Raw genomic sequence first — 7941 nt, 5'->3', positions numbered from 1 at the left:
GCCGCGACCACTCGACGCGAGACCGCCCCAGCCCGTCCGGCGCGCGTGAGGACCGGCCGACCACGCCCGGACGAGGCCAACCGCCCCGAGGCCAGGCGCTAGCGTGTGAGCGCGACCACGTCGCCGATGACCACGATCGCCGGCGGGCGGATCCCCGCCGCGACCACGTCCGCCGCCGCCGCGCCCAGCGACGTGCGCAGGACCCGCTGCGTGGCCATCGTGCCCTCCTGGATCACCGCGACGGGAGTCGTACCCGCTCGGCCGTGCGCCACCAGCGCCGCCGTGATCGGCCCCAGCCGCTCCACCGCCATCAGCAACACCAGCGTCCCGCGCAGCCGCGCCAACGCCGCCCAGTCCACCAGCGACCGAGGGTCCTCCGGCGCGACGTGCCCCGACACGACCGCGAACTCGTGCGCCACACCCCGGTGGGTGACCGGGATGCCGGCTATCGCCGGCACCGAGATCGCACTGGTGATCCCCGGCACCACCTGACACGGCACACCCGCCTCCGCGCAGGCCAGCGCCTCCTCGAAGCCCCGCCCGAAGACATAGTTGTCGCCGCCCTTGAGCCGCACCACGAAGCGCCCCGCCTTCGCGTGCGTGATCATCGCGTCGTTGATCGCCTCCTGGGCCATCGCCCGCCCGTACGGGATCTTCGCCGCGTCGACCACCTCGACATGCGGCGGCAACTCGCCGAGCAGCGCCCGCGGCCCGAGCCGGTCCGCGATCACCACGTCGGCCTCCGCCAGCAGTCGCCGCCCGCGCACGGTGATCAGGTCCGGATCGCCCGGACCGCCGCCGACCAGCGCCACCCCCGGCAGCACCCCGTTCGGACGCTCCTTGCGCGCGGCCAGCGACCCGTCGTGCAGACCCTCGACGATGCGATCCCGCACCCCCGCCGCCCGCCGCGGGTCGCCCCCCGCCAACACCGCCACGGTCAGCCCGTCGTGTCGCCCGCTGGCCGGCGTCCAGGCGCTGGCCTGCGAGGCGTCGTCGCAGCGCACGCAGAACACCCGCCGCGCCTCGGCGTCGGCCGCCACCGCCTCGTTGACCTCGGCGACATCGGTCGCGGCCAGCGCGTACCACGCCCCGTCCAGATCGCCCGGCGCATAGGCCCGCCGGGCCCAGCGCAGTTCGCCGCCGCTCGCCATGCCCTCGACCGCGGGCGTCGCCTCGGGGGCGACCACGAGCACGTCCGCGCCGGCGTCGAGCAGCGCGGGCAGGCGACGCTGGGCGACCGTACCGGCGCCGACCACGACGACACGCCGGCCCTCGAGGCGCAGGCCGGCGGGGTAGGCGGGGGGACCAGGAAGTCGGGACATCGTTCTCACTTTTCCGGGTGGGGCGGGGCGCTCCGCATACGCGGTGCTCGGTGGGTCTGTGGTGCTCCGCGGTGTCCCGGGAACCGGCCGGAACCGGCCGGCCGCTCCCGGTCACCGCGTTTCACCGCGCGGAAAGGGCACCTCTGCCACTCCATCGTGGCCGAGGTGCCCCTCTGCTGCTGCGGGCGGACTCGAAAAATAGCCGAACCAGTCGGTATCAGTCGATATCAGTCGGTCTTGCCGCTGACTCCCGCCGAGTCGAACGTGGCCACATCGTGCAGTACGCGCACCGCGCTCTGCACCAGCGGCAGGGCCAACACCGCGCCGGTACCCTCGCCGAGCCGCATCTCCAACTCGACCAGCGGACGCAGCGACAACTTCGCCAACGCCGCCGCGTGCCCCGGCTCGGCCGACCGGTGCCCGGCGACGCATGCCTGCACCGCCTCCGGCGCGATCGCCTGCGCGACCAGCGCCGCCGCGCCGGCGATCACGCCGTCGAGCACGACCGGGACGCGCAGGGCCGCCGCGCCGATGATGTAGCCGGCGATCGCCGCGTGCTCCAGGCCGCCGATCGCGGCCAGTACGCCGATCGGGTCACCGGGGTCGGGTTCGTGCCGCGCGAGCGCCGCCCTGACCACCTCGATCTTGCGCCGGTGCGTGGCGTCGTCGATCCCGGTGCCGCGACCCGTCACCTCGGCCACGTCGGCCCCGGTGAACACCGAGATCAGCGCGGCGGAGGCGGTCGTGTTCGCGATCCCCATGTCGCCGGTGAGCAGACCCCGGTTGCCCGCGGTGACCAGGTCCCGCGCGGTTTCGATGCCGACCTCGATGGCGGCGATCGCCTCCTCGCGGGTCATCGCGGGGCCCTGGGTCATGTCGGCGGTGCCCGGCCGGATCCGGCGCGGGAGCAGTCCGGTGGCGTCCGGCAGTTCGGTGGCGACGCCGACGTCGACGACGCACACCTCGACACCGATCTGCTTGGCGAACGCGTTGACCACCGCGCCGCCCGCGAGGAAGTTGCCCACCATCTGCGCGGTGACCTCCTGCGGCCACGGCGACACGCCCTGCGCGTGCACCCCGTGGTCGCCGGCGAACACCGCGACGGCCGCGGGCTCCGGGATCGGCGGCGGGAACGTCCGGGCCAGCCCGGACAGCTGCGCGCCGATCGTCTCCAGGATGCCCAGCGAGCCCGGCGGCTTGGTCATGTTCCGCTGGTGCTCCCACGCCGCGCCGAGCGCCTTGGCGTCGAGCGGACGCACCGACTGGAGCGTCTCGTCGAGCAGGCTGACCGGCTCCTCGCCGGGCAGGCCGCGCCGACCGTAGGTCTCCTCGTGCACCACCCACGACAGCGGCCGGGCCCTGGCCCAGCCCGAGGTGGCCAGCTCCGGCTCGTCGGGGAAGGCGTCCACGTAGCCGACGCACAGGTACGCCACCACGTCGATGTGCTCCGGCAGCCCGAGCGCCGTGGCCAACTCGCGCTCGTCGAAGAAGCTCACCCAGCCGACGCCCAGGCCCTCGGCCCGGGCGGCGAGCCACAGGTTCTCCACCGCGAGCGCGCTGGAGTAGGGGCCCATCTGCGGCTGGGTGTGCCGGCCGAGGGTGTGCCGACCGCCACGCGTGGCGTCCACGGTCACCACGATGTTGACCGGCGTCTCCAGGATCGCCTCGACCTTGATCTCCAGGAACTGCTTGGCCCGGGCCTTGGGCAGCGAGGTGGCGTACGCCTCCCGCTGGCGCTGGGCCAGTTCCTGGACGGTGACCCGGGTCTCCTCGGAACGGATCACCACGAAGTCCCACGGCTGCGAATAGCCCACGCTGGGCGCCGCGTGCGCCGCCTCGAGGACCCGGACCAGCACGTCGTCCGGCACCGGGTCGGGCCGGAACCCGGCCCGCACGTCGCGCCGCTCGCGCATGACGCGGTGCACCGCCTCGCGCGCCGCGTCGTCGTAGCCGGGGGCGGCGGGGCCACGATCGACCTCGGGCACCTCCTCCTCGGCGACCTCCGCCTCCGCGCCCTCGGCACCCTCCGCGCCCTCGGCGACCTCGGCCGCCACCGGGGTCGCCGCGGCCCGCGCCGGCACCGGCTCGGCCGGCTGCGCCGCCTGGGCGGTCGCCGGCTCCGCGGCAGTGGTGGGCAGCAGCACGGTCTCGGCCGTCGCCGACGCCTGCGCGCCCGCGGTCGCCGGCTCCGGCGTGCCCTCGGCCCCGCCCGCCGCATCCGGCTGCGGGGTCGCCTCGACCACGCCGACGGGCTCGGCCGGCGGCGGCGGAATCCTGGGGATCTCGCCGGTCCCGGCGGCGGCCGCGGGTTGCGGCTGCCGGTCGGCGTCGGCGGTGGGGGTGACCTGGGGGCCGTGCATGGCGGAGCCTTCGTCGGACGTACGGGGAACCGCCGGCGTGACGCCGGCGCCGGATTCGGCCTCGGCCGGCTCCGCGACGGGCTCGGGGGCCGTCGCGGGCGGCTGTTCGACGGGTACCTCCTCGGCGAGGAGCTCCGCCGCGATGGCCCGTGTGGTCGGCCCGGCCTCACGCACCGGAGCGACCCCGGCGGCCGGCACCTCGACCGGCCCACTCGCGGCGGCGGGCACGTCGGCGCCGGCCGCATCGGCGGGCACACTCGCGGCGACGGGCGCCACCGCACCGTCTCCGCCGGGTACATCCGGCGCACTCGCCAAAGCCCCGGAAGCCTCGGGCCCGACGGCCGAAGCCGCCTGCACGTCCGGCACGTCCGGCACGTTCGCCGCCGGAGCCGGAGCCGGAGCATCCGACCCGACGGGCACACTCGCCGGCGCCTCGGGAGCCGGTGCGGCCTGCGCCGCGTCCGCCCCGCCGGGCGCCGCCTCGGAAACCGCGCCCGCCACCGCGCCCGCCTCGGAACCGGCGGCCGCAACCGGTGCGCCCGCCCCCTCCGCACCGACCGGCGCCCGCACCACGGGCGCGGCGACCGCATCGGCCGGGACACCCTCCGCAGCCGGCTCGGCCGCCGCCTCGGCGCCCTCGGGCCCGGCCTGCGTCACCGCGGACACACCCGCCGCGGCCTCGGCGGCCTCCGCCTCCGCGACGGGGGCCGGCACCGGCACATCCGCCGGCGCCCCGGCAACCGGCACCGCCTGCGCGTCGGAACCGGCGGGCACGGTCGCGACGGCACCCGAATCGGGCACCGCCCGCACCCCGGCCGCAGCCGCGACATCCGCCGGTGCGGCCTGCGCATCCGGCGCGGCGGCCACCGCCACGGGCGCGTCCGCAGCCGCGACAACCCGCGCGTCCGGCGCGGCGGCAGCCACCACCGGCGCACTCGGCGCGTCCACCGAAGCCTCGGCGACCGGTCCCGCCGGTGCGGCGGACTCGACCGGCGCACGCGCGGCGGGCACCGCGACGGGTGCCTCCCGCCCCACGTCCGAAGCCGGCACGTTCTCCGCAACCGGTGCTTCCGCAACCACCGTTGCCGACTCGACCGGCTGCTCCACCGGCGCGGGCGCATCGGGCGCGGGAACCACGGCGGGCGACGACTCCTGCGCCGGCACCCGTACCGGCGCCGCCGGCTGCTCGCCGACCACACCACCCGCGGGCAAGACCACGGTCTCGGCCGCCGCCTCCGCGGGCGTCGCGACCGGCCCGGCGGGAGCCGGAACCGGCTGCGCGGCCGGGCTCGGCGCAGCGGCGACCGCCGCCTCCGCCACCTCGTTCGCGGCCGCCGGCTCCGGCGGCGCCACCGGCCCGATCGGCGTGGCGGCGGGGGTTGCCCCCTGCTCGGCCGCCTCGGCCGCGCGCTCCGGACGCCGCCGACGCCCACCGGTGCCCTCGGGCACGACGGGGGCCGGCGGCTGCGCGACCGGCGCCTGCTCGGGCGCGGGCGATTCGACACCCGCCGGCGGCGATGCGACGGCCGGCGCCGCGACCCCGGCATCCGGCGTGGGCGTCGGCGCGGATGCCGGGACCGGCTCGGCGGTCGGCGTCAGCGCGACCGCCGGAGCGCCCTCCGCCGGCACACTCGCGATCGCGTCCGGCGCGGGGGTCGGCGTCGGCGGGACCGCCGGAGCGCCTTCCGCCAAGGCACTCGCGACCGCGTCCGGCGCGGCCTGTACGAACCTCGGCGGCGCCGCCTGCGTCGGCACACCGGGCAACGGTTGCGGTATGGCCGGCGCGGTCACCCCCTGCACGGGAGCGGCCGGCGCGACCGGCGGCACGGACTCGACCGGCACCGCCTGTTCGACCTGCTCGACGGGCGCGGCCGACGCCACGGCACCCTCGGCCGGCACCGGCACACCCTGCTCGACCGACGGCGCCCCTGCCGAGGCCGCCTGCCGCGGCGCGACCGGCGGCGGCACCACCGGCACCGCCAACGGCGTCTGCGCCGCCGGAACCTGTGCGGGGATGCCGGTGTTCACCGCGTCGCCCACGGGATGCGCACCGCTGTGCGGCCCGGTCTGCTGCGGCACCGGGCCGCGGCCCACCCGACGCTGCCGGCGCGGCGGCAGCGTCGTGCGCTGCGGCACGGCGGCGGCCACCGGGAACGGCGGCGTGTCGACCGGGGTCCCACCCACGGGCTGCTCGGGCACCTGGGCCTGAACCACCGGCTGCGCCTGCGGCCGATCCGGCGCCGCGGGCACCTGTACCGTCTCCGGCTGCCCCGGCACCTGCTCCACGCTCTGCGCCGCCCGCACCCGCTGTCGCAACCGACCACCACTGACGGCGGGCACCGCTTCGGCGTTCCCGGAGGCACCGACCGGCGCACCGCCGGGCGCCTGCCCGACCGCACCGCCGACCACGCCCGGGCCCACCGGCACCGCGCCGGCCGCCGGCCCGGAGGCCGGCGCGTACTCGCCCACGACCGCACCCGGCGGCACGAACTGCGGTGCGAGCGGCGGCGGCACCATGGGCACCGCCTGCGGCGGAACCGGCACGGGCGCACCCGCGCCCGGCCCGCCCGAAGCCGCCTCGGCCGTGCCCGGCACCGCCCCACCCGGAGCCTGCGCGGGCACCGGGTACGGCTGGGCGACACCCTGCGCCGGCTCGTACGCACCCGCGCCGAACCCCTGCACCGGCTGCGGGACTTCCTGATGCGGCGTCATGGGACCGGGCGGATACGGAATCTGACCGGCCGTCATGGGCGCGGCCGGCTCGACGTAGGTCTCCGGCAGTTCGGGCTCGTCGATGATCATCGCGGCGAACATGCCGGACTGCGGGCCGGGCACAGCGTCGTACGTCTGCTCGACCGGCGGTACCGGGACCTGTCCCGAGGCGTCCTCACCGGCGGCGACCATGCGGTCGGCCAGCGACATCCCGGGGGCCGTCGGTACGTTCGGGTCGGCCCAACCGGCCTGCGGGCCGGGCATCAACAGCGAGTCCTCGTCGTCCAGATCGTCGTACGGATACGGACCGGCCGGTTCCCCGACCGGGCCGGTGCCGGCGGCGTGCCCGGCGGGGGCAGGGCCCACGCCCTCCCCGGCAGGTCGGCGCTCGTCGGCTTCGCTCATCGAACTACTCCTTCCAGGGCAGCCGCGAAGGCCAGCGTCGTGGCACGATCCCGCACCGCGATCCGAAGCCAATCCGGGCCCAGGCCCGGAAAGGTGTCGGCCCGCCGAACCGCGTAGCCTCGCTCCCTCAGCTGCTTGCGGATCTCTGGGCCCCCCTCGGTCCGCGCGAGCACGAACGAGGATCGGGGAACGACCGGTAGCCGCATCCCCGGAACCGTGCGCAGTCTCTCCACGAGGTACGAACGGTCAGCCGCGAGCGTAACGGCCAACGCCTCCGCCTGCGCCAGCGCCTCCGGCGTGCAGCACGCCTCGGCGGCGATCAGCGCAGGTGTCGACACCGACCACAACGGCTGAGCGTCCGTGAGGATGCGCACCAGATCCGGGGAAGCCAGGACGTAACCGATCCGAAGTCCGGCCAACGCCCAGGTTTTCGTGAGACTTCGCACAACGACGAGCCCGGGCAGGTCGCGCCGATCGGCCACGCTTTCGGGTTCACCGGGAACGGTGTCGGCGAACGCCTCGTCGACCACCAGGATCCGGCCGGGGCGCGCGAGCGCGGCGATCGTGGTCGCCGGATGCAGCACCGAGGTGGGGTTGGTGGGATTGCCGAGCACGACCAGGTCGGCCGATTCGGGGATTCGCGCCGGGTCGAGCGCGAAGCCGTCGCGCTCGTCCAGCAGCACCCGGTCCACGGGGTGCCCGGCGGCTCGCAGCGCCGCCTCGGGCTCGGTGAACTGCGGGTGCACGACCACCGCGTGCCGAGGGGTCAGGGTCCGGGCCAGCAGTACGAACGCCTCGGCGGCGCCCGCCGTGGGCAACACGTCGGCGACCGGGCGCCGGTGTCGGGCGGCGATCGCGGCGCGGGCGCGGGTGGTGTCGGGGTAGGCGGCCAGGTCGCGCAGGCTCGTGGCGAGGCGGTGCACCAGCCACGACGGCGGCTCCGCGAGCCGCACGTTGACCGCGAGGTCGACCAGGCCGGGCCCGATCTCCGCGTCGCCGTGATGGCGCAGGTCCACGTCCGGGGTCACGCGTGCGCCCGACCTGTCGTCCCGATCCTCGGGAGCGGGCCCGTCCGGGTCCGTCATCGCGTCATTGCCCATGGTCGTGCTTTCCCGGCTTCCCGTGCCCCTGCCCGGCGTCAC

The 7941-nt window shown here is 76.8% G+C and carries 3 protein-coding genes; all 3 read right to left on the bottom strand.

All coding sequences use genetic code 11. The features are described 5' to 3' along the window. Positions 1-98: 98 nt before the first annotated feature. Complete coding sequence (gene cobA, locus EMA17_RS07465) at positions 99-1322, bottom strand: uroporphyrinogen-III C-methyltransferase (protein ID WP_126636077.1); 1224 nt, start codon at positions 1320-1322, stop codon at positions 99-101. A gap of 227 nt (positions 1323-1549) precedes the next feature. Next, positions 1550-6799 carry a nicotinate-nucleotide--dimethylbenzimidazole phosphoribosyltransferase gene (cobT, locus tag EMA17_RS55240; protein ID WP_281290450.1) on the bottom strand — a complete coding sequence of 1750 codons (5250 nt, stop codon included), beginning with the start codon at positions 6797-6799 and terminating at the stop codon, positions 1550-1552. After that, complete coding sequence (gene cobC / locus EMA17_RS07455) at positions 6796-7899, bottom strand: Rv2231c family histidinol phosphate aminotransferase CobC (RefSeq protein ID WP_246126505.1); 1104 nt, start codon at positions 7897-7899, stop codon at positions 6796-6798. The genes cobT and cobC overlap by 4 nt, the downstream gene beginning before the upstream one ends. Between the last annotated feature and the right edge of the window lie 42 nt (positions 7900-7941).

This window comes from Embleya hyalina, assembly GCF_003967355.1.
Classification (GTDB): Bacteria; Actinomycetota; Actinomycetes; order Streptomycetales; family Streptomycetaceae; genus Embleya; species Embleya hyalina.
The sequence above is the reverse complement of the archived record's forward strand: the minus strand, read 5'-3'. Positions and strand labels throughout refer to the sequence as shown.

What these genes read in the sequence shown, in the direction of transcription:
- cobT (WP_281290450.1), bottom strand. Translation starts at nt 6,799, where the DNA reads ATGAGCGAAGCCGACGAGCGCCGACCTGCCGGGGAGGGCGTGGGCCCT.
- cobA (WP_126636077.1), bottom strand. Translation starts at nt 1,322, where the DNA reads ATGTCCCGACTTCCTGGTCCCCCCGCCTACCCCGCCGGCCTGCGCCTC.
- cobC (WP_246126505.1), bottom strand. Translation starts at nt 7,899, where the DNA reads ATGGGCAATGACGCGATGACGGACCCGGACGGGCCCGCTCCCGAGGAT.